The sequence below is a fragment of the Providencia sp. SP181 genome (assembly GCF_050446505.1).
GTDB lineage: Bacteria > Pseudomonadota > Gammaproteobacteria > Enterobacterales > Enterobacteriaceae > Providencia > Providencia vermicola.
In genome coordinates this window covers 43,259-65,993 of the sequence record NZ_JBBPXM010000013.1, presented here as the reverse complement: position 1 = coordinate 65,993, position 22,735 = coordinate 43,259, and the positions used below count along the sequence as shown (strand labels likewise).

Sequence of the window (22,735 nt, the reverse complement as noted above, 5' to 3'; positions counted from 1 at the left end):
CTCATAATGAATTATGCGGTTTGGTTTGAAAAGGCTAATTAACGAGTTGGTTTAGTCGTCATTATTTCATTATCTGCAATGCTGGCCTTGCCAGTGTTAGTCGCTACCCCGTGGTAAATTAACAGCATTGCCATACTGTTACTCATCGTATTCATCTCTACAGTATGAGGCGTTTGGCGAAGGTTTTGCTTGTTACTTGCTGTATTTCTCATTGTGAAGTCTCCTGAGTTTCTTTGATCAGGCGATTGGCTTCAGCAAGCTCATAACGCCTAGGTGTCAATGTGGTAGCACTGTGATTGCGTGCTAATACTGAATAAATGGTTGGTAGAACAAATAACGTAAATAGCGTCCCAACTAACATCCCTGTGACAATGACTAACCCGAGGCCAAAGCGGCTGTTAGCACCCGCACCCGTGGCGAATAACAACGGCACCAAGCCAATCACCATGGCCGCTGTTGTCATTAAAATTGGGCGTAAACGAATTTGCGCGGCTTTTAAAATGGCATGACGGCGGTCTAATCCTTCATTAGCCTGTAATTCATTGGCAAATTCCACCATCAATATTCCATGCTTACTGATTAAACCAATCAAGGTCACAAGGCCGATTTGGGTATAAATATTTAGTGTGGCATAGCCCAAGGCTAGTGGGATTAGTGCACCACAAATCGATAATGGTACAGTGATAAGAATGATCAGCGGGTCGACCAAGCTTTCATATTGCGCGGCGAGTACTAAATAAATAATGATAAGCGCCGCCATAAAGGCGAAGGCGAGGGTGTTACCTTCTTGTTTATATTGGCGCGAATCGGATTGCCAGTCATGGCTAAAGCCAGCTGGAAGTTCATTGGCAATTTCATCAAGGTAAGCAACTGCCTGTCCTAAAGTAACACCAGGAGCAGGAATGGCTTGGAATATTGCCGCATTTTGTTGGTTAAATTGCGTGAGTTTGTTCGGCTCAACTTGTGTATGAATATCTACTACCGTAGATAACGGTATCATTGAGCCAGTTTCTGCTTTGACATAGTGGCGTGAAAGCGCTTCTGGCGTCAGGCGTTGGTTGCGCATACTTTGTGGGATCACATCGTAAGAACGGCCATCCATCCCAAAGCGGTTAATATAGTTTTCGCCGACTAATAAAGTCAGGGATTCACCAATATCTTGCATGCGAATGCCTAAACTGTTGGCTTTAGAGCGGTTAATGCGTACTTCTACCACAGGGTTGTTATAGTCGAGGTCACTGTCCACGACCATAAATAAACCACTTTCCCGCGCTTGTTGCTTGATTTCTTCCATGGTTTTATATAGCACCGAGTAATCTTGTGGGCTTCTTAACACCATTTGAATCGGCAATCCGCCTGTTGAACCAGGTAAGGCTGGTAATTGGAAAACAAAAATACTGTTTCCTTCCACATCGCCAACGCGCCCCTGTAAATCCGTTTGAATAGCAGAAGCCGGTCTATCCCGTTCTTCCCAAGAAGACAAGTTGGTACCTCCAAAACTTGCGGAAGGGCCATCAGTTCCGTTAATAATCCACGTACTTTCGGTTTCAGGTAGTTCCGTGAAAACATCATGTAATTTACGAGAAAACCGTTCGACATACTCAAGGTTGGCATGTTGTGGGGACTTAATCGCGGTTAATACGCTCGATTGGTCTTCAACAGGGGCTAATTCGCGCGGTGCGGATTGGTAAAGCATTGGCAAGCTGATGAATACCGCCACGGCAATCACACCCGTTATCCAACGGTTTTTTAACGAAAAATTCAATAAAATGGTGTAATAGTGCGCCAGTGTGGTGAAGAATTTTTCTGCCATCCGTGCCATGCGGCCTTCATTCTGTTTTGAGTTCAGCATAAAGGAGCTCATGACAGGGGAAAGGGTCAATGCCACGATACCAGAAACAATCACCGCACCTGCAAGCGTTAGGGCGAATTCTTTAAATAACGCGCCCGTTAGGCCAGACATCAAGCCAATAGGCGCATAAACGGCGGCTAAGGTAATGGTCATCGCAATGACGGGCCCTGCCACTTCTCGGGCACCAATTAAGGCAGCTAATACAGGGGATTTCCCTTCTTCAATATGGCGATGGACGTTTTCTACCACCACGATGGCATCATCGACCACCAGTCCAATCGCTAAAACCATTGCTAGTAAGGTTAATAAGTTGATACTAAAGCCAAAAGCCATCATAAGAGCCGCAGCACCCAGCATGGATAAAGGAATGGCTAGGATAGGAATAATCACGCTGCGAATTGAGCCTAAACATAGGTAAATTACGGCAATAACGATTAGCAAAGCTTCGACTAACGTATTGATAACTTGGTCGATAGAGGCCTTAATAAACCGTGAAGTTTCAAAGGCCATTTCCACTTTCACTCCTGGTGGCAAAGTTTTATCAATATCTGGCATTAATTTATTCATGCCATCAACGATGACAAGTGGGTTGCCTGTTGGGGTTGCAAACAAACCGAGGTAAATTGCGGGTTCACCATTCATTAAGCCACTCGTTTCTGTCGAGGCGGCTCCGAGTTCAATGGTGCCAACATCTTTTAAGCGAACTAATCCATTACCATCATTGCGGATCACTAAGTCACGGAATTCATCCACATTAGTTAAGTCGGTATTCACATAGACATTAGAAATGACATATTCGCCTTTGACTTTACCTGGTGCAGCTTGGTAGTTATTTTGGCGAACGGCTTGTGCAACATCAGCAGCAGAAAGCCCGCGGCCAGCTAGTTTATCGGCATCAAGCCATAAGCGCATGGCAAGTTGTTGCCCACCAAATACCTGTACTTTCGCGACGCCTTCAATAGATGAATACATCGGCTCGACCACACGAGAAATATAGTCGGTTAGCGCAGGAATGGACAACTCGGTACTTGAAAACCCAATATAGGCAACCGCGGTTGATTCGCCAGAAGATAACTCGATGACTGGGTCATAAGCTTCTTTCGGCAACTTGTAGCGCACTTGGTTAACTTTCGCCATCACTTGCGCAAGGGCTTGAGTTGAGTCGCGGTTTAATTCCATACGCACGGTGACAAGGCTGCTACCTTGTACAGAAGATGAAGATAAATAATCGACGCCTTCAACTGAAGAAACGGCTTGAGCGATAGGCTGGGTGACAAACCCCTGCATCAGTTTTGCTGATGCGCCAGGATATTGTGTCGTAATCGTCACTGTGGCACTTTCTAGCTGTGGGTATTGGCGAATAGGTAATTTGCTCAGAGCAAATAAGCCAATCAACACGATTAACGCACTGACCACTAAGGCTAAAACAGGACGGCGTACAAAAATATCAGTAAATTTCATCACGCCTCCTTATGAACCTTGCTGAGTGTGTACGGTGGGTTCAGACAAGGTATCTTGCGCAACTGGCGTAACTGCAGAACCATTATTGAGGCGTAATTGGCCTGATGTGACCACTTTATCGTTAGCGCTTAACCCATGTTCAACTTCAATTTTGCCATCCCAACGTTGGCCTGTTTTGACGGAAACGCGTTTGACCGTCATGGCATCACCTTCACCCTCTGTAATAAAGACTGTATCCCCGTAAGCGGTATAAGTGACAGCTGTTTCTGGGATAGTAAGTACCTGATTATTGGCTTGGCGAACCACATTCACGTTGGCGTACATACCTGCTTTGAGCGTGCCATCGCTATTTTCTAATGTCGCTTGTAGCGCAATAGTGCGTGATTTACCAATGAGAGGATCAATCGCAGTAATGCGAGCAGGGAAGGTTTTATTTGGGTAGGCGTCTACCGTAACATCAACCACTTGCCCTTGATGTAATTCAGGGGATGCTTGCTCGTCTAATGAAAAATTCAGCTTTAACGTTTTGGTATCAACCAAACTTGCGATGGTTTCACCAGGTGTTAGATACTGTCCTTCATGCACTTGACGAATACCAATCGTGCCATCAAAAGGTGCACGAATGGTTTTTTGCGCAATTAACGCTTGAGTTTGACGAATGAGCCCTTGAGCAATATCGCGCTCTGCTCGAGTACTATCCACTTGGGCTTCAGCTACTAAATGTTGTGCAGATAACGAACTGGTTCTTTGATATAAGCGTGCTGCATTACGCATCTGTGCTTGATAGCGAGATAAATCTGCTTGCTCTACGGCATCATTGAGCTGCACTAAAACTTGGCCTTTTTTGACTTGTTGTCCAGATTCAAAGATTATTTTAGTAATGCGGCCATTCGTTTCTGCCGCAACTTGCACTTGGCTGCCAGCCTCTAATTCTCCCACACCATAAAACGTTCGTGGTGCCGTATCTAGAGTGACCGTAGCGAGTGCAACCTTGGTTGGCGGGTATTGGTATGCCGCTTTTTTGTCGCCCTCATTTTGTGCGTAGGTGGAATAAATGGCGCTACCGCCCCCTGCTGCGATTAAAATAGTACATAGTGTGATTATTGTTTTTTTACTCATTTAATTTTCCTTCTATTTCTGCATTTTCAGCGAGAAATAAAGACCTCGAAAATGCCCTGCAATCGCGATGGCAATTAACCCACCAATGACAGCAATATGTTCAATAGCCCAAAACATGGCGATTTGTGCTTGTTCTCCCGTATAACTCCAAAAAGTGTGCACAATCACAATGGTGAGGAACAAAAAGGTGGCAAGTGCCCCTGTTGCAAGCCATAACAAACGGTTAAGTAATACGAAAACTGAGCCAATCAGCATCACAGCGGCAGAGGCTATATTGAAGAACCAGTCTGGATGCAGACCAGCAGCACGCATTTCAGCGAGACTACTTTCATAGTTAAGTACTTTGGCTAACCCTGATGAAATAAATAAAACCAAGACAAGTAAGCGAGCAATAAACCATAAGCTATTGCTTTCTAACATTTTGGTGATAACCAATGGCATGAACCTATCCCCTTTCAAAAAATAACGTCAATTGACAAAGTCACAGGGTCGCACTATAAAACCTTAAGTTAAGTTGAGGTCAAGCAAAGGTAAGCAAAAATGGCAAGTAAAGACACGAAAGCGATAAAACCCCAAAAAAATGGCGGAATAAACATCGATCCTACAAGGGCACTAACGGTTGGTGAGGTCGCTAAACGTTCAGGTGTTCCTGTTTCTACTGTGCATTTTTATGAATCAAAAGGATTAATACAAAGTACTCGAACACACGGCAACCAACGGCGATTCCATTCAGTCGTATTGCGCTATATTGCCATTATTAAAGTTGCGCAAAGTACAGGTATTCCATTGCAAGAAATACAGGATGCATTAGGCCGTTTTCCTGCAAATAGTGCACTTACGTCGGAGCAGTGGAAGGAAATGTCCACACAATGGCGTGTTTCGTTGGATAAACGTATTCGGCAGCTCACGCGTTTACGTAATGAATTGGATAATTGCATTGGTTGTGGTTGTTTATCATTAAGTGATTGCCCGTTGCGTAACCCTGATGACGTATTAGGGAAAAGAGGCCCTGGCGCACGTATTTTAGAGCGGCCTTAAATAACGATAGAATTATGTCCTGCTATTAATCACACTTTTCATTTTTTGGATAGCTGCTGCGAAAAGTGGCTATTTCCCCTCATATATCATCGCTTTGTTGACTAAATTGCCGCACTGGGTGGATATTTTTTGCGCCCAGCGGCTACAGCTTTTCGCTCATTCTGCGTAATTATTAGTTATGTTAATTTTTTGTAAATTCATTGTAATAAGATGAGAGCGAAAAGAGGGCGTCAACGATGAAAGGTTTGAATAGCAAAATTGCAATTGTGACTGGGGGCGCGACCAAAATTGGCGCAACAGTGGCAAAAGTGCTGAGCAGTTATGGTGTTAAAGTCACTATTTTTGATATTGACGCAGTCAATGGTGAAAAAGTCGCACAAAGTGAGCCAAATATTGATTTCTTGCCTGTGGATATCACTGACGATCAACAACTTAAACAGGGCATTGATCGTGTTGCTCAAAAGTATGGGCAACTCGATTTTTTGGTTAATCTGGCCGCGACTTATCTTGACGAAGGCCAGCTATCTTCACGACAAGACTGGTTAACTGCATTAAATATCAATGTGGTCAGTGCCGTTATGGCGGCGCAATTTGCCAAAGCACACTTTGTGAAAGCAGGTAAAGGTGCCATCGTCAACTTTACCAGTATTTCGTCTTCTGTTGCTCAAACAGGCCGTTGGCTCTACCCCGCATCAAAAGCAACGATGCTGGAAGTGACTCGCAGCCAAGCGATGGATTATGCCGATAACGGTATTCGTGTGAATTCGGTTTCCCCTGGCTGGACATGGTCCCGTGTGATGGATGAAATTACGGGGGGAGACCGCAAAAAAACCGACCGTGTTGCGGCGGATTATCACTTATTAAAACGCGTGGGTGACCCTGAAGAGGTGGCTCAAGTTGTTGCGTTCCTACTTTCTGATCTGGCGAGTTTCGTGACTGGCGCAGATTACGCCGTTGATGGCGGTTACTCCGCTATGGGCCCTGAACAGGCTAAACCTGCAATTCCCCGTCTTGCACAATAAGACACCATTTAAACTTTGCTGAGGAAAATACTATGCGTCGTATTGCTATCGTAGGTGGTGGTCAAGCGGGGATGCCGTTGGCTTTAGGTTTGTTAGATAAAGGCTATTTCGTTACTGTTGCGACAAACCGCACACCAGAGGATGTTAAAAATGGCCGTGTGATGTCGAGTCAATGCATGTTTGATATTTCGCTGCAATTTGAGCGTGATTTGGGGATTAACTTTTGGGAAGACAAATGCCCTCCTGTTGAAGGCATCGGTTTTACTGTTCCTCATCCTGAAAAAACAGGTGAAAAAGCCATTTCTTGGCGCTCGCGCTTAGACAACTATGCACAAGCCGTCGATCAGCGCATTAAAATGCCTTATTGGATGGAATTGTTTGCAGCACGTGGCGGCAATTTACGTATTGAAGATGTTGGCGTTGCAGAGCTGGAGCGTTTGGCAGAAACCCATGACCTCGTTGTGTTGGCGGGGGGGAAAGGGGAAATTGTTAAACTGCTTGAACGTGATGAAACGCGCTCGCCATATGATAAACCCCAACGTGCCTTGGCACTCACTTATGTGCACGGCATGTTGCCAACGTCTGAATACTCTCAAGTGTCGTTTAACTTGATCCCTGGTGTTGGTGAGTACTTTGTGTTTCCATCCCTGACCAATAGCGGTGATTGCCACATTATGGTCTTTGAAGGTATCCCTGGTGGCCCAATGGATCAGTGGGGGGAGGCGCGTACACCGCAAGAACATTTGGCGTACAGTAAAAAAATCCTTAACACCTATTTACCTTGGGAAGCCGATCGCTGTCGTAATATCGAATTGACGGATGATAACGGAATCTTAGCTGGGCGCTTTGCACCGACGGTGCGCAAGCCTGTATTAACGTTGCCATCGGGTAAGATTGTGTTTGGTTTAGGGGATGCGTTAGTGACGAACGATCCATTAACAGGCCAAGGCTCGAATAACGCGACTAAGGCTTGTAAAGTCTACTATGACGCGATCTTAGCGCACGGTGATAAGCCCTATACTGCACAGTGGATGAACGACACCTTCGAACAGTTCTGGAAATATGGTCGCCATGTTGTGGAGTGGACAAACTCATTATTAGCGCCACCAGAGCCACATATTTTGCATCTGTTAGGTGCTGCCCAGCAATTACCATCCCTCGCACACACTATTGCAAATGCTTTTAACTACCCGCCAGTTCTGTTCCCTTGGTGGAAAGATGGGGCGGCATGTGAGGCCTACATTCAATCACAAATGATGGAAGAAGCCCGCGCTTAACGGGGAGGATTGGCTATGTCTATGATTGCAGAGGATACATTTATGTGCGAAAGGGAATGGGGTCATACCGAATTTGAGTCGAAAACCTTGCGCAATTTGCTCGGGTGCTACCCAACAGGGGTCGCAATCGTGACAACACGAACCGCAGATGGCCGTGATGTGGGGCTAACCATTAACTCATTTGCCTCGTTATCACTCGACCCACCATTAGTTTTATGGAGCTTAGTGAATCATTCACCAAACTTAGCGGTATTTCGTGATTGCTCACATTTCACCATCAATATCTTAGGCCACGGGCACCAAGAACTTGCTATGCGCTTTGCGAATCCACGCATTGAAAACAAGTTTGAAGAGGTGGCTATCCATCTAACCCCTGAAGGCGTGCCTGCTTTGCACGGCGCGATTGCGACGCTGGTTTGTGAAAACCACAAGCAAGACACTCTAGGTGACCATTTATTGATGGTGGGGCATGTGCGCCGTATCGGTAGTGAAACGGGTAAGCCGTTAGTTTTCCACGGCGGTGGCTTTACCGCTTTACATGAATCGCCATTGGCGTAGGAGAAACACCATGAATCAGCAAGCATTGATGACATTCGCTAAAGAATTACAGCAAGGCAATATTCAGGTTGTCGATCTAACACAAACCTTATCGCCATCATTCCCTGCACTGCAATTACCTGAGCAGTTTGGGCAGGTGTGGTCGTTCAGTATGGAGCAAATCTCCCGTTACGATGATAATGGCCCTGCTTGGTATTGGAATAACTTTAGTTGTGGCGAACATACAGGCACGCACTTTGATGCACCTATTCACTGGATCAGTGGTAAAGACCAAGCGAATAACACGGTCGATACCATCCCTGTTGAAAATTTTGTTGCCCCTGCCGTGGTGGTTGATGCAAGCAAAGAAGTGGCTGAAAATTCAGACTGGGTGTTAACGGTCGAGTTTTTGCAAAAATGGGAAGAAAAGCATGGCAAAATTCCCAAAGCGGCTTGGGTACTTTTTAGAACGGATTGGTCGAAAAAAGCGGATGATCCTGCGGCTTATGTGAGTATGCGTGAAGATGGGGCTCACACACCAGGGCCTTCCCAAGAAGCGGTTGAATGGCTCATTCACGAGCGTGACGTAAAAGGGTTTGGTGTTGAGACCATCAATACTGATGCAGGGCAGTCCTACAGTTGGCCTGTACCTTACCCATGCCACACCTTAATGCATGGCAATAATAAATATGGCCTACAGTGCTTGAAAAACCTCGATAAATTACCGCCAACAGGCGTGGTAATTGTTGCGGCTCCGCTGAAAATCGAAGGGGGATCAGGTAGCCCATTACGCGTCTTGGCACTAGTGGGGTGAGGTATGGCAACACTTTCTAACCCACAAGTGATCGTCGTTGGTAGCGGGATGAATTCCTTGATGTGCGCGGCTTTGCTGGCGGTGCGCGGAAAATCGGTGTTGGTGTTAGAACGAAACGATCGCTTAGGCGGTTGTATTCGGACTGAAAATTTATTTGAAGGGTATACCCATGATCTGCTTTCTTGTTGGTATTCACTGTTTGTTGGTAGCCCCGGCTATCAAGAATTAGAACCCCATCTGAAAAAGTATGGATTAGAGTTTGCCCAATGCGACTATTCAACAGGGTTAGTCCAACCCGATGGGAAGTCTATTGCACTGAAGCGGGATGTTGCTGAGGCCGCGAAACAGCTCGATCTCATTGCGCCTGGTGATGGGCTAGCATTTCGTAAAATGGCAGACAAATTATTCACCCAAGATGCGGCGCTCACATTTGGTTTATTAGGGCAAAACCCTTATAGCGGCGGTATGTTAAAGCTGTTGTTTTCTGAATGGCGTAAACGGGGTGTCGATGGGTTGTTGGATTTTGCTAAATCAGGTGTGGAAAGCTTTCGTCGTTGGTCAGAACGTGAATTACAACACGATTTTAGCCGCACATTGATGGCGCCATGGGTACTTCACACAGGGTTAGGGCCTGATGAATCGAGTTCGGCGCTAATTGGTAAATTAACCTTCGCTGCCGTTGTTGCTGGTGGGATGCCTGTCGTCAAAGGCGGCAGTTATCGCATCGTTGAGGCATTTGCGAAAGTGATTGAAGCCCATGGTGGCGAGCTTAAAACGGGAATGCACGTTGAGAAAATAGTGACTCAAGGTGAGGGGAAAAATAGCCGTGCGACGGGTGTTATCGTCAATGGACAAATGATCCAAGCTACCGAAAGTGTGGTGTGCAACGTGACCCCAACGCAGCTATATGGCTCATTACTCGATAATGTATCGCCTCAGGTGATGGAAAGGGCAAAAGGCTACCGCTATGGCCGTGCAGGTATGCAAATTCATTTTGCATTAAGTGCGCCACCACCTTGGTGTAATCCCGAATTATTAAATGTGCCACTTGTTCATTTCACCGAAAGTATGGAGCAAGTCTGTTTGTCGGTCACTCAAGCTAATAATGGTTATCTACCTGAAAAACCAACGTTTGGCATTGGGCAACCTACTACGTTAGATCCCAGCCGTGCGCCAGATGGCGGATGGATTTTATGGATCCAAATGCAAGAATTGCCAAGGCGCCTAAAAGGTGATTCCGCAGGAGAAATTCGCATCCCTGAAGATGGGCGGTGGAATGAAGAGGTACGAGAGGCGGTCGCGGATAGAATTCAGCAACGTTTAGAGTTAGTCATGCCTGGTTTTTCTTCGTTGATCGTGGGGCGCCACGCAATTTCTCCTGCAGATTTAGAAAGTTATAACTGCAATCTTGTCGGTGGCGATCCCTATTCAGGTACTTGTTCCCCCGACCAATTTTTCTGGTTACGGCCTTTTGCAGCATCAGGTCAAACAAAAACACACAAAACAGCGGTTAAAAACCTTTTTCATATTGGCGCATCAACACATCCAGGCCCTGGTCTTAGCGGTGGTTCAGGTTACCTTGTAGCGCAAAAATTGACGAAAAAATAGGACATAAATAAAACGCAAGGGAACTGCGAGATAACAGGCAAAGCACACACAGTAAGAAAACCCACTATGGCAGGAAACATGATGAATAAAAAAATAATCAGTCAGCTTGTTGCAGGTTCGTGTCTCAGCATACTTTCGTTTGGTACCCTCGCGACGGAAGGGGGTGGGCTAGGGATCTATCCCGATGGTCTCGAAAACTTTATGTCAGGTGCATTACCTCCGCAAGGTGTACATGTGCTGATGTATGGTGGAAATGCCCATTATGACAGTATTCGCGATAATAAAGGGGATAAAATTCCTGTGCCAGGTTTTAGCGTGAATGTGAATGTATTGGCTCCTCGCTTAATTTGGGTAACGGATCAAAAAATACTGGGTGGTGACTTAGCCTTCCATACCATCGTGCCATTATTGGATGTGACTGCAAAAGCGGCAGGTAAAAAAGAGACGAGTCGTGGGCTAGGCGATGTAACGTTTGGACCTGCACTGGGCTTCCACCCTTCGGCAGATTTACATTATGTGGTTGGGTTAGATGCCTATGCACCGACAGGAAAATACAGTAAAACAGACCCTTCTAGTTTAGGTAAAAATTATTGGGCGTTACAACCCGTGTGGGCAATTAGCTATATTCCCCCTGTGGGCGTGAATGCGGATTTAAAAATGATGTATGACTTCAATTTTCGCAATAACGATACGAAAACTCGCTCAGGGCAAGCCTTTCATGCAGATTATGGTTTAGGTTGGGGATTTGGTAATGGGTGGGTAGCAGGGATTGGCGGCTATGCTTTTTGGCAAACAACAGATGACAGTGGCCCGAATTCGGCCCAAGGAAAAGCGCGTGCTTACTCCATCGGCCCTTCAATTCGCTACGCGAATCCACAAGGCTGGTTGTTTACTGCTAAATGGGAAAAAGATTTTGAAGTCAGAAACCGCCCAGAAGGTTATCAAATTTATTTAAAAGCCTCTATTCCTTTCTAACTATTTAATTTTATTGATTTGAATGCACAGCATAATAAAAACCATGCTGTGCTTTTTTATTTATACTGTAAATATATAAATGATATTCTTTGTGAATAAAAAGATAAAAATGTATCTTTATATTTAAATGAAGGTTTAATGGATTTTAACTTCCATTTTATTGGTGTAAGTTAAATTAACTAATTTATCCTTAATATTGAAAATAGAGTTGACTTAATGTTTTAAGTGTATATTATTTCGCTCGGTTTTTAGTTGTAATATAAACTAGCATTAAATTTCTATATTAAGATATTCTTATTGCATTGATTTTTATTTATTTTTTAGTGTTTTAATCATTTAAAAATATAACATTTTTGCTTTAACGTAAAAATTTATATGAATGCTTTATGGTCTTATTTTTGAATTTTTATGTGTGAGTTAAAAATTAATTGAAAATCTGAATAACGTATTTTTCATTTTTGTCTCTATATTAGATACCCCTCTATACTTTAGAGTAAAGAGGGGTTTTTTTTCTTATATTTTAATATCATATTATATACAATAGCTTAATAAATATAATAATTATTGTTATTAAGCTTTTTTTATACTTTGACTTGGTGATTCACCATAGCGTTGTTTATATTCAGCACTAAAACGGCCCATATGTGCAAATCCCCAACGCAGTGCAACCCCAGTGACATTGGTGGCTTCACCTGATAACAATTCTGCACGTACGCGCTCCATACGCAAATCACGTAAATATTGCATGGGGCTAATATCTAAAAACTCTTTAAACCCTGCATATAAGCTACGTAAACTGACACCTGCAATATGTGCTAATTGCTCCACTGTAATTGGCTCATGGGCATGAGCTTCTAAGTATTCCTGCACGCGGCGAACATGACGGGGACGGATTGTCGCTCGGCGTAAGCCCGAATCTTCAGTATAGTTATGGGCGTGTGTAGAAAGTAGCGTAACAGAGACTAATTGCTCCACTTGCGTGGCAATTAACTTATGTTGCAGAAGATCAGGGGTTCTTGTAGCGCATTCAATCAGGTAATTCATCAACGTGCGCCATTCAATACAAGATTGCCATGCAAAGCCTAATTCAAACACGAGTGGTTTATCCAGCGTATGGCCAAGTTGGCCTACTAATGATCTCTCTAATAATGATCGAGAAATTCTTAACATGCATTGGTCGTTATCACTATTCCAACGCATGATTGTTGACTCTTCAGGGCTTAATAAAGAAGCCATTTGCGGTGTAGATTCTAGACGTTTTCCACCACTTTCAATGATAGCACTGCCTGCAAGTGGCATTTGTAAAAGAAAAAAATCCTCTAATTTTCCTGGTGCAATTGTCACATCCGCACCATAGCGTAAGCGGCTTAAGGAAATATCACCCATAGGAATATAATGCATACGTGCATCAAGGCGTTGATGGGGATTGAGTTGATGAAATTGGTGCGGTTTCATCACTCGACCCACCATTGATTTTATTTCTTCAGGATCAGCAGATGTAAATAACAAACGTTCTGACGAACAGATCTGATTTTCAATCTGAGGCGCAGATGAATGGGACCACGAGTTGCTCAACATCGAAGGTACCTCCAAAATGAGTCGCCAACCCCCCATTGACTGACTTAAGTAGTGGCTTGGCTATTTTTGCTTATTATAGGTTTTCTCAATGAATTCAATTAATTACTTTATTTAAGGCAAAAGTGCTTTAGGTTTTTTATTCAACATACTTTATTTTATTTATTATGATGATTAATCTTTTTTTATTAACATTCCGTTAAAATATTTTTAACCAATTGTCAGTTGAACATATCATAAACAATTTTTCTTACCTAGCTAAATATGTGCAAAAACTATCCAGAAAGTGCAAGAAATCAGAAACAGTGTGGTTATTGTGATAGCCATAACAATATAAAAAATAAAGTTATTTTTATTTTGTTTTAGTAAAATATACATGATTAATCATATTGTTCGTTCTATTTGTATTTTAATTTAACTTTTTATTGGTTTCATTATCTGAAAATCAATTTTTTAGTGGTTTAAAATGCCAAAACCTTTTTTATTGTAGGGGTAATTGACTGTTGCTTAATGATTTAACGCCTTTTTTATACATTATCTTTTGTTCTTCTTTATGGGCTATTTCTTGTCGTAAATCTCTCTTTTTCTCTTGTTTTTAAAGGTGATCTGTCCCTTATCTGCAGGGCTTATCCACTCTCTGCATAAATTCAATTTACATGATTAATCATGGATTGACCTTTAATTAACAAAAGAGATACAACTAAGAAACACAAAAAAGATAAAAAACGTTCTGACGTTGACTGGTGAGGTTAAAATGGCTGAGCGCTCGTTTGTTCAAGAAGTTCAAAAGTTACGACAAGGGCAAGGTGATGTTTTCAGTGGTGAAGGCATTCTTGCAGTGACAAAAGCCTTATTAGAATCTGGTGTTTCCTATGTTGCAGGGTATCAGGGGGCGCCAATTTCACATCTCATGGATGTTCTGGCAGATGCACAGGATATTCTGTCTGAATATGGTATTCGTTTCGAAAATAGTGCAAGCGAAGCGACTGCTGCTGCAACGTTAGCGGCTTCTGTTAATTATCCTTTGCGCGGCGCGGTAACATTTAAAGCAACTGTTGGAACAAACGTTGCTTCCGATGCTCTGGCAAACCTTGCGTCAGGCGGTGTATTAGGTGGCGCACTGATTATTGTTGGGGAAGATTATGGCGAAGGTTCCTCAATTATGCAGGAGCGCAGTCATGCATTTGCGATGAAATCACAAATGTGGTTACTTGACCCTCGTCCAAATTTACCTTCGATTGTTCAAGCTGTTAAAGATGGTTTTGATTTATCTGAGGCCAGTAATACACCCGTTATGCTGCAAATGCGTATTCGTTCATGTCATGTGCATGGGCAATTTGTTTGTGCAGATAACCAACATCCAAAATTTACAGTTAAAGATGCACTTGAAAACCCAACTCGCGATGTGAGCCGCATTGTGTTGCCTCCTGCGAGCTTTTTGCATGAAAAAGAGAAAATCGAAGCACGTTGGCCAGCAGCTGTTAAGTTTATTCAACAACGTGAATTAAATGAGTTTTTTGCTGAGGATGCTGATGATGTTGGCATCGCGTTACAAGGGGGGTGCTATAACACATTGATCCGCGCGCTCAACCAAATTGGTTTAGCCGATGTGTTTGGTAATAGCAAAATTCCATTATATGTCATGAATGTTGCTTACCCATTAATTGATGAAGAGTTTGAACGTTTTTGTCGTAATAAAAAAGCGATTTTAGTGTTGGAAGAAGGACAACCGAATTTTGTTGAGCAGAATGTTGCTAGCATTTTACGTCAGCGAAACATCGATATTGAATTACATGGTAAAGATATGCTGCCAATGGCGGGAGAGTATAACACCGCGACGGTACTTGCAGGTCTGCGTTCTTTTTTTGAACGATACGGAAAAATAGAACCTCAAGTCAAAGCGGCTGCGAAACAAATTCGTATTCCAACAATTAACATTGCTGCTGGGCAAACCGAAGAATTATTGCCTGAATATGTCAATGCAGCAGAGCCAACACTCGATGACACTGTGCATGCGCGCCCACCAGGGTTTTGTACAGGTTGCCCTGAAAGACCTATTTTTACAGCAATGAAACTGGTTGAGCGTGAACTTGGCGAGCACCATGTCAGTGCTGATATCGGCTGCCATTTATTCTCTATTCTTCCACCATTCAACCTCGGTAATACAACAATGGGGTATGGCTTGGGTGGTGCAGGAGCAGCGGCATTAAATGCCAAAGCAGGGAAACGCGCGATTTCAGTCATGGGGGATGGCGGTTTTTGGCATAACGGCTTAACCAGTGGTATCGCTAATAGCGTATTTAACCGTAGTGATAACTTAACCATTGTTATTGATAACAGTTATACATCAGCAACAGGTGGGCAAGACATCTTGTCATCAACAGCACTTAACCCAACCCGCAGCACAGGCCATGAAATCGAAAAAGCAGTTAAAGGGGTTGGTGTGAATTGGGTGAAAACCATCAAGCGCACTTATGACTTAAAAACAATGACTAATACATTGCGTGAAGCACTGACTACCGATGAGAAAGGCCCTAAAGTACTGATTGCGCAAAGTGAATGCATGTTAAATCTACAGCGTCGCGAAAAGAAAAAAGTTCGTAGTGATGTTGCTGCAGGAAAACGCGTTGTCCGTGAGCGCTTTGGTGTTGACCCTGACACCTGTACGGGGGACCACTCCTGTATTCGCCTTTCGGGTTGCCCATCGTTATCGATAAAACCAAATCCAGATCCATTAAGAACAGATCCTGTGGCGACAGTGATGGACAGTTGTGTGGGATGTGGTTTATGCGGCGAGGTTTCACACGCTGCCGTTCTATGCCCTTCGTTTTTTAAAGCACAAATTATTACCAATCCAAATCGCTGGGACAAATTACGCCACCGTGTCCGCGGTTGGTTTATTGGCTATTTACAACGTCGTGATGCACGTCGTCGTGAAGAACTCAGTTTCTAAGGGGGAATAAATGCTTTCATCTCCATCATCAATCGCATTACAGCCCATTAAAATCGCCATTTTAGCCATGGGGGGTGAGGGCGGCGGCGTCCTCGCGGACTGGATTGTTAATTTAGGCGAAGAAAACGGTTATTTTGCACAAACCACCTCTGTACCAGGCGTTGCTCAACGTACAGGAGCAACGATTTATTACGTTGAATTGTTTCCTGGCGCGGATAACCCAGAAACGCCAGCACCTGTTTTGGCATTGATGCCAATGCCAGGCGATGTGGATGTTGTCCTTGCCTCTGAACTTATGGAGGCCGGTCGCTCTGTTCAACGTGGTTTTGTTACGCCAGAACGCACGACGTTAATTAGCTCTACACACCGTGTTTACTCTATTGCTGAGAAATCAGCCATGGGTGACGGTCGGGTTGATAGCCAAGCATTGATCCGCCACGCGGGGCTTGCAGCTCGTCAATTCATTCACTTTGATATGGCGCAAGCCGCTCAAGAAAGCGGTAGCGTGATCAGCGCAGTATTATTTGGCGCTTTATTTGGTTCAGGCGTTTTACCTTTTAGCCGCACACAATTTGAAGAAACCATCGTGCGCGGTGGTGTCGGGGTAAAACCCAGCCTGCGTGCATTTGCGCTTGGTGCTGAAAAAGCCGCGCAACCCGAAGAGGCATACCAAGCTCAATCAGCTCAAACAGTTTCGTTACCCCCTAAAAATAAACAAATTTCTGCGCTATTAGCGCGTATTGATCATGAATTTGCTCCTCATGTTCATTATTTAGTGACAGAAGGTGTTCGCCGGTTAATTGATTACCAAGACCCTGCTTATGCTGCGTTGTATTTAGACCGCCTTAACAACCTATTTGCGCAAGAAGGTGGCCAAGATGAGCGTTTACAACGAGCACTTGTTCGCCACTTAGCATTATGGATGTCTTATGAAGACACCATTCGCGTGGCTGACCTCAAAATTCGTGATAGCCGATTCACTCGAGTACGTAATGAAGTTCACGCTAAAGATGACCAATTATTGGATATCAATGAATTTATGCATCCACGTATTGAAGAGATTTGCGAAACGCTTCCCAAGAATTTAGGTAATTGGTTGATGAAGCCACATTGGTTTCACAAAGCGCTTCGCAAACTTACGCAACGAGGGCGAACAATCACTACCAGTTCTTTGTGGGGGTTTTTACAGTTATATGTGCTCGCCGCTTGGAGAAAAGGTAGACGCTCAACTTTACGCTATCAATTAGAAAATCAGCGAATTGAAAAATGGCTCACAGCAGTGGTTGATGCCGCACGGACAAACCCCGCTTTGGCAACTGAAATTGCGCAATGCCAGCGGGTAGTAAAAGGGTATAGCGATACTCATGCGAGAGGTTTGCGTAATTTTCAGGTTTTGATGGACATCGTGACGCGGCAAGGTAGCAAATTAGCGCCGATTAGCTTACGCGAATTACGTGAAGCTGCGCTTGCTGATGAATATGGCCATGAATTAAAGAAATGTCGCCAACGTTTGGCTATGGATTAAGGATAACATCATGAGTTTATTGAAATTTACTAAACCCTATAAGATCCATTTCTCTGAGTGTGATCCTGCAGGGATCGTGTTTTATCCACAATATTTCGTGATGTTCAATAACCTCCTTGAACGTTGGATTGATGCGCTGATCCCCCAAGGGTTTGCTGGATACATCCTCGAACAACGTTTCGGGTTACCTACTGTGCACCTAGAGGCTGAGTTTAAAGCCATTAGTCGCATGGGGGATGACGTCATCTTAGAGCTGATAGTTGAGCGAATTGGGCGCAAGTCACTCACGCTGCGCCAACGCTGTATCAGTGTGACGGGGGAGCTGCGTATGCAAGTGACACAAACCTACGTTACAACTTCGTTGATTACACACCAAGCCATTCCTATTCCAGAGGCCTTACATCAGGCACTCACGGCTCAGTCAGCGGTATAAACAAAGGGGTACTTTCATGAATATAGTGTGTATTGGCGGGGGACCCGCTGGGCTGTACTTTGGGCTACTGATGAAACTGCAAAACCCACAGAACCGCGTAGTGGTCGTTGAGCGCAATCGCCCGTTTGACACGTTTGGTTGGGGTGTCGTGTTCTCTGATGCGACGCTCAACAATTTGCGTCACGCTGACCCCGTGTCTGCGCAGACCATTTCTGCAGAGTTTAGTCACTGGGACGATATCGACATTCACTTTAATGGTGCCTGTAATCGCAGCGGTGGGCACGGGTTTATTGGGATTGGCCGTAAAAAGCTATTGAATATCTTACAAGATCGTTGTCTTGAGCTGGGGGTGGAGCTGGTATTTGAAACCCAAGTAACGGATGACCAAGCCATTGCACGTGAGTACAACGCGGACTTATTGATTGCCTCTGACGGGATTAACAGCGCGGTACGTACCCGCTATGAAAATGTCTTTAAGCCCGACATAGACCCGCGTCGTTGCCGCTTTGTCTGGTTAGGCACCAAAAAGATTTTCGATGCCTTTACCTTCCTATTTGCCAAAAATGAACACGGTTGGTTCCAAGTTCACGCGTACCAGTTCCAAGAGGGGTTATCGACCTTTATCGTTGAAACCACCGAAGAAACATGGCTCAAAGCGGGTATCGATCAGATGTCCCAAGAAGATGGCATTGCGTATTGTGAAAAACTGTTTGCCCCGTGGTTAGATGGGGAGAAATTGATTGCCAATGCAGCGCATTTGCGCGGTGCAGCAATTTGGATCCGTTTCCCACGGGTGATTTGTGATAACTGGGTGCATTGGACACAGCCTTCACCAGGTAAAGACGTACCTGTGGTGCTGATGGGGGACGCGGCGCACACCGCCCACTTCTCTATTGGGTCAGGCACCAAACTGGCTTTAGAAGATGCGATTGAACTGTGTGAAAGCTTGAAAACCACAGAAGGGGATTTGCGTAAAGGACTTGAACATTACCAAGCGGTACGCAGCGTGGAAGTGCTAAAAATTCAAAATGCAGCGCGTAACTCGACTGAGTGGTTTGAAAATGTTCGTCGCTATGAAAACCTTGCCCCTGAGCAGTTTGCCTACTCACTGCTAACACGTTCTCAGCGCATCTCCCATGAAAATTTACGCGTTCGCGATGCGGCGTGGCTGGATAACTATGAGCAGTGGTTTGCTACGCAAGCAGGCGCAACAGGGCATGTTCCTCCAATGCTTACACCATTTCAGGTGCGAGATATTACGTTGAACAACCGCGTTGTGGCCTCGCCGACTTTGTTATACAGCGCCACTGATGGTGTGGTGGGTGATTTTCACACAGTGCATTTGGGAAGCCGTGCCCTAGGTGGTGTGGGATTAGTGATGACCGAAATGACGGCTATTGCCCCAGATGCTCGTATGACATTGGGATGCCCAGGGTTATGGAATGATGAGCAGGCGGTGGCGTGGCAACGTGTGACAAAATTTGTGCATCAACACAGTACGGCCAAAATCGGCATTCAGTTGGGGCATGCAGGGCGCCGTGGCTCAACCCAGCGGGGGTGGGAGCAGGAAAACTACCCATTGCAGAGCGGGAATTGGCCGCTCGTATCTGCTTCTGCCTTGCCGTATTTACCGAACGTGTCCCAAACGCCAGCGGCTTTAACAGAAGCGCAAATGGCGACGGTGATTGACCAATTTGTAGCAGCAGCTAAACGGGCAGACCATGCGGGGTTTGATTGGTTAGAGTTACAAGCAGGGCACGGCTATTTATTGTCGAGCTTCTTATCGCCACTGACGAATAAGCGCACTGATAACTTCGGGGGTAACCTTGAAAACCGCCTGCGTTTCCCACTGGCGGTGATCCAGGCGGTACGCCACGTGTGGGGGAAACCGTTGGCGGTACGTATTTCGACCACCGATTGGGTTGAGGGTGGTACCACCGTGGACGAGGCCGTATTGATGGCCAAGGCGATGAAACAAGTGGGTGCTGACCTTATCGATTGTTCATCAGGGGAAGTGTCCCCTGAACAAAAACCCGTATACGGGCGTATGTTCCAAACACCGATGGCAGACCGCGTGCGCAATGAGGCGGGAGTCCCTGTGATAGCGGTGGGGGCAATTACAGATGCTGACCAAGTCAACAGCATTATTGCCGCGGGGCGTGCTGACCTTTGTGCTCTATCACGCCCGTTATTATCGAACCCTGCGTGGCTGCTGCACGAATGTGCCCGTCACGGTTGGGAGGTCACGTGGCCTGCGCCGTATGAATATGGGCGTCAACAGCTGTTGCAGCAAGTCAAATCCAACGGGCGTTAATCGCCCCGTGAATGAGGAGAACGAGCCGATGAACATGAAATCCCATGACCAATACCGTGAAAGCGTGGCAGGCCGCGCAGATGTAGCAGATACCCCTGAGCTTGTAGCGTATTACCAAGAGTTAGCCGACCTGAAAACGGGGGCCTTGTGGACGGTAGCAAACAAGATTGAGCCATGGCAGCCGCAGTCGTCGTCAGTCCCTGTGTTATGGCGTTACCGTGATTTGCGTGAACATGTATTGCGCTCAGTGGAGCTGGTGACCCCTGAAAAAGCGGGGAGGCGAGTGGTTTATCTCAATAACCCAGGTCGTCAAGACGTGGCGGCAGCCGTGGGCTGGTTGTACTCTGGCTTGCAAGTGATGCACCCAGGGGAAGCAGCATCTGCCCATGCCCACTCCTCTTCAGCACTACGTTTTATTATGGAAGGGCGCGGAGCGTACACCATCGTGGAAGGGCAAAAGATGATGCTTGAAGCGAATGATTTTGTACTAACCCCGAATGGGACGTGGCACGAACACGGTGTCGCGGAAGATGGCTTGCCGTGCATTTGGCAGGATGGACTGGACATTCCGCTGGTCAATGCGATGGAAGCGGGTTTTTACAAAGTCCATCCAGACTTACACCAAGCACACACGCGCCCTATTGATTACCCTGTGGGGATGTGGGGCGGTACTGCCTTACGCCCACACGATATCGGCTGGGATAAACCCTATTCGCCATTATTTAAATATCAATGGGGGCCAACCTATGAGGCACTGTGCCGAGCCGCAAACGTGGCCGACGGTTCGCTATTTGATGATGTGCTAATGCATTACACCAACCCTGTAACGGGTGGTCACGTGATGCCCACCATCGGTGCGAGTATGCAATTGCTGCGCCCAGGGTTTGTTGGCAAAGCCCATCGTCACACGGGGAGCTTCATTTACCAAGTGGCGAAAGGCCAGGGGTATTCGATTATTAATGGACAGCGCTTTGATTGGCAAGAACGGGATATTTTCTGTGTGCCATCGTGGATGTTCCATGAGCATGTGAACACCTCACAGACTGATGATGCGTGCCTGTTCTGTTTTAACGACTTACCCGTGATGCAGTCATTGGGGTTGTATTACGAAGAGGCATTAGTGGACAACGATGGCCATCAAAAAATGACGGGCTAGGTGGTGGAGTAAGGGGCAAGATTCACGTCCTAACCTCGATGAAATTATTTATTCAATTGATTTTGTTAGTTTATTTTTTATTTATATTTGATTAACCGATTTTACCTGAAATAGGCAGATGGCGAAACGCCGTATGCTGAGGAGAAAACACCATGCGCTTAATTACTTACCGTTCTGATATCACTGCTGCGGCCCGTTTGGGTGCGATTGTTGACCACCAAGTCGTCGACTTGGCGTGCTTGGCAGAAGAGCAAGGGCTGTACTTACCCGATAACATGCTGGACTTTATTGATTTAGGCCCGCAAGGGATACGTGTGGGGACCGAGTTGCTGAACACATACCAAGGGAAATTTCCTGTAGGAACGGCTTGGCCAGTGCAAAACGTGAAAATCTTGGCACCGATCCCACGTCCCCGCAAAAACATCTTTGGGATTGGGCTCAATTATGTTGAGCACGTGGCGGAATCCAGTCGTACCTTAGACACATCGAAAGAGCTTCCTAAAGAGCCCGTGATTTTCTCTAAGCCACCGACCACAGTGATTGGCCCAGGAGATGCAATTGAACATAACGCTCAAATTACCCAACAACTGGATTGGGAAGTGGAACTGGCGGTAATTATGGGTACGCGAGCCAAAGGGGTGGCAGCGAAAGATGCGCTGAATTATGTGTTTGGTTATAGCCTAATGATTGACATGAGCGCCCGTGATTGCCGTCGCGCTGGGCAATGGATTTACTCAAAAGGGCAAGATACCTACGCACCATTTGGCCCATGTATTGTTACTGCGGATGAAATTCCAGACCCACACACTTTGGACTTAAGCTTAAAAGTTAATGGCGTGACCAAGCAATCATCCAACACTCGTCATATGTTGTTTAACGTGAACGCGTTAATTGAAGATATCAGCAAGGGGATTACTCTTGAGCCAGGGGACATTATTGCCACGGGTACCCCTGAAGGTGTGGGGGCAGGACGCTCACCGCAAGAGTGGGTGTGGCCAGGGGATGTGATTGAGGCATATGTACAAGGCATTGGTGAGCTGCGCCATCCTGTAGTGGCGGTGTAAAAAAGGAGCCAA

At 45.5% G+C, this 22,735-nt stretch carries 18 protein-coding genes; 13 read left to right on the top strand and 5 right to left on the bottom strand.

From position 1 onward, the window contains the following. Nucleotides 1-38 precede the first annotated feature (38 nt). From AABS66_RS17955 to AABS66_RS17940, 4 genes are read right to left on the bottom strand one after another with little or no spacing between them, the layout of a single operon-like run. Nucleotides 39-212, bottom strand: coding sequence for a hypothetical protein (locus tag AABS66_RS17955; protein WP_206086267.1), 174 nt, complete (start codon nucleotides 210-212; stop codon nucleotides 39-41). Next, nucleotides 209-3,313 carry a MexW/MexI family multidrug efflux RND transporter permease subunit gene (locus tag AABS66_RS17950; RefSeq protein WP_430225248.1) on the bottom strand — a complete coding sequence of 1,035 codons (3,105 nt, stop codon included), beginning with the start codon at nucleotides 3,311-3,313 and terminating at the stop codon, nucleotides 209-211. The genes AABS66_RS17955 and AABS66_RS17950 overlap by 4 nt, the downstream gene beginning before the upstream one ends. A gap of 9 nt (nucleotides 3,314-3,322) precedes the next feature. Beyond that, a complete protein-coding gene (locus tag AABS66_RS17945; RefSeq protein ID WP_430225247.1) occupies nucleotides 3,323-4,432 on the bottom strand; it encodes an efflux RND transporter periplasmic adaptor subunit in 1,110 nt (369 codons plus the stop codon). 12 nt (nucleotides 4,433-4,444) lie between these two features. Next, nucleotides 4,445-4,873 (bottom strand): DoxX family protein, encoded by a 429-nt coding sequence (locus tag AABS66_RS17940; RefSeq protein ID WP_206086270.1) that lies wholly within the window; start codon nucleotides 4,871-4,873, stop codon nucleotides 4,445-4,447. A gap of 99 nt (nucleotides 4,874-4,972) precedes the next feature. On the opposite strand from AABS66_RS17940, the gene soxR reads away from it, so the two are divergent. The 7 genes from soxR (at nucleotide 4,973) to AABS66_RS17905 (ending at nucleotide 11,703) form a co-directional block, all read left to right on the top strand. Then, nucleotides 4,973-5,470, top strand: a complete 498-nt coding sequence (soxR, locus tag AABS66_RS17935) for a redox-sensitive transcriptional activator SoxR (RefSeq protein WP_225820685.1) — start codon at nucleotides 4,973-4,975, stop codon at nucleotides 5,468-5,470. A gap of 236 nt (nucleotides 5,471-5,706) precedes the next feature. After that, complete coding sequence (locus AABS66_RS17930) at nucleotides 5,707-6,492, top strand: SDR family oxidoreductase (RefSeq protein ID WP_206086271.1); 786 nt, start codon at nucleotides 5,707-5,709, stop codon at nucleotides 6,490-6,492. A 32-nt stretch (nucleotides 6,493-6,524) separates the two neighbouring features. Next, a complete protein-coding gene (locus tag AABS66_RS17925) occupies nucleotides 6,525-7,769 on the top strand; it encodes a styrene monooxygenase/indole monooxygenase family protein (protein ID WP_272516344.1) in 1,245 nt (414 codons plus the stop codon). A gap of 15 nt (nucleotides 7,770-7,784) precedes the next feature. Next, on the top strand, nucleotides 7,785-8,327 hold the full coding sequence (locus AABS66_RS17920; protein ID WP_241016896.1) for a flavin reductase family protein: 543 nt from the start codon (nucleotides 7,785-7,787) through the stop codon (nucleotides 8,325-8,327). A 10-nt stretch (nucleotides 8,328-8,337) separates the two neighbouring features. Continuing rightward, on the top strand, nucleotides 8,338-9,120 hold the full coding sequence (locus AABS66_RS17915; RefSeq protein ID WP_206086273.1) for a cyclase family protein: 783 nt from the start codon (nucleotides 8,338-8,340) through the stop codon (nucleotides 9,118-9,120). A gap of 3 nt (nucleotides 9,121-9,123) precedes the next feature. After that, nucleotides 9,124-10,728, top strand: coding sequence for a phytoene desaturase family protein (locus AABS66_RS17910; RefSeq protein WP_430225246.1), 1,605 nt, complete (start codon nucleotides 9,124-9,126; stop codon nucleotides 10,726-10,728). Nucleotides 10,729-10,809: 81 nt separating this feature from the next. Continuing rightward, nucleotides 10,810-11,703 (top strand): SphA family protein, encoded by an 894-nt coding sequence (locus AABS66_RS17905; protein WP_430225245.1) that lies wholly within the window; start codon nucleotides 10,810-10,812, stop codon nucleotides 11,701-11,703. 570 nt (nucleotides 11,704-12,273) lie between these two features. Here the strand turns inward: AABS66_RS17905 and AABS66_RS17900 are convergent. Next, a complete protein-coding gene (locus AABS66_RS17900; protein ID WP_430225244.1) occupies nucleotides 12,274-13,281 on the bottom strand; it encodes an AraC family transcriptional regulator in 1,008 nt (335 codons plus the stop codon). Between the two features lie 751 nt (nucleotides 13,282-14,032). On the opposite strand from AABS66_RS17900, the gene AABS66_RS17895 reads away from it, so the two are divergent. From AABS66_RS17895 to AABS66_RS17870, 6 genes are all read left to right on the top strand, one after another. Beyond that, nucleotides 14,033-16,231 (top strand): indolepyruvate ferredoxin oxidoreductase subunit alpha, encoded by a 2,199-nt coding sequence (locus AABS66_RS17895; protein WP_206086276.1) that lies wholly within the window; start codon nucleotides 14,033-14,035, stop codon nucleotides 16,229-16,231. A 10-nt stretch (nucleotides 16,232-16,241) separates the two neighbouring features. Further along, entirely contained in the window at nucleotides 16,242-17,756 is a 1,515-nt protein-coding gene (locus tag AABS66_RS17890; RefSeq protein WP_206086277.1) for an indolepyruvate oxidoreductase subunit beta family protein, read from the top strand. 10 nt (nucleotides 17,757-17,766) lie between these two features. Further along, a complete protein-coding gene (locus AABS66_RS17885) occupies nucleotides 17,767-18,189 on the top strand; it encodes an acyl-CoA thioesterase (RefSeq protein WP_272681645.1) in 423 nt (140 codons plus the stop codon). Nucleotides 18,190-18,205: 16 nt separating this feature from the next. Further along, nucleotides 18,206-20,503, top strand: coding sequence for a bifunctional salicylyl-CoA 5-hydroxylase/oxidoreductase (locus tag AABS66_RS17880; protein ID WP_272539600.1), 2,298 nt, complete (start codon nucleotides 18,206-18,208; stop codon nucleotides 20,501-20,503). 28 nt (nucleotides 20,504-20,531) lie between these two features. Next, nucleotides 20,532-21,659: a cupin domain-containing protein gene (locus AABS66_RS17875; RefSeq protein ID WP_206086280.1), complete on the top strand. Its 1,128-nt coding sequence runs from the start codon at nucleotides 20,532-20,534 to the stop codon at nucleotides 21,657-21,659. 152 nt (nucleotides 21,660-21,811) lie between these two features. Then, the gene (locus tag AABS66_RS17870) at nucleotides 21,812-22,723 is read left to right on the top strand and encodes a fumarylacetoacetate hydrolase family protein (protein WP_206086281.1); all 912 of its coding nucleotides are present in this window, start codon (nucleotides 21,812-21,814) and stop codon (nucleotides 22,721-22,723) included. The last annotated feature ends 12 nt before the right edge of the window (nucleotides 22,724-22,735 follow it).